Source organism: Photorhabdus sp. P32 (assembly GCF_038085095.1).
Classification (GTDB): domain Bacteria; phylum Pseudomonadota; class Gammaproteobacteria; order Enterobacterales; family Enterobacteriaceae; genus Photorhabdus; species Photorhabdus luminescens.
In genome coordinates, this window is the sequence record NZ_JAZGJN010000053.1 from 1 (window position 1) to 629 (window position 629).

Annotated in this window: 1 protein-coding gene; it reads right to left on the reverse strand. The window is 32.3% G+C overall.

Going from position 1 to position 629, the window contains the following annotated elements; all coding sequences use genetic code 11:
* Positions 1-421: 421 nt before the first annotated feature.
* Positions 422-629 (reverse strand): helix-turn-helix transcriptional regulator (locus V2H77_RS00175; RefSeq protein ID WP_341497194.1); only part of this gene is annotated, 208 nt, incomplete at its 5' end.

A 629-nucleotide genomic window follows, 5' to 3' on the forward strand; every position in this document is an offset into this window, starting at 1 on the left:
TTTATTGGGTATATACCCAATGGATTTCAAGATGCATCGCAACGGCAAGGGAGAGAATCCCCGGGAGCATAGCGAACTATGTGACCGGGGTGAGCGAGTGCAACCAACAAAGAGGCAACTTGAAAGATGACGGGTATATCGTGATTTTCAGAAAAACTACGACATTGGTAGAGAGAAATGGCTAATTCATTTCTGTTAATAAGATTCGTTTTTATTTAAGAGTTGAGATTTAAACATGAGTAAATGTAACAAGATATTATTATTTTCCTAAAATTTAAATTGTTTATTTAGCTAATGTTTTTATATATAAAAATGCTGTCAGTATAATTTGAGATAATATCATTATCCATTGATGGTGGAATTGCATCATACCGACAGCGATAGACTATGTAATCATGTCCTTTATGACTAAAAATAGTTATTAAGATAGTAAAAATTTTTCGGGTACATAGCGTTTAAAATTATTGATGAGACAATATTCTTCCAATTGTTGACTGGAGCCGACACCTATCTTGTGATATATATTAATCATATGGGATTCAACTGTACGATAAGCAATATTTAATATTTTTCCAATCTGTTTCCTGGTGTATTTTTGTAAAAAGAAGAAAATAATATCCCATTCACGC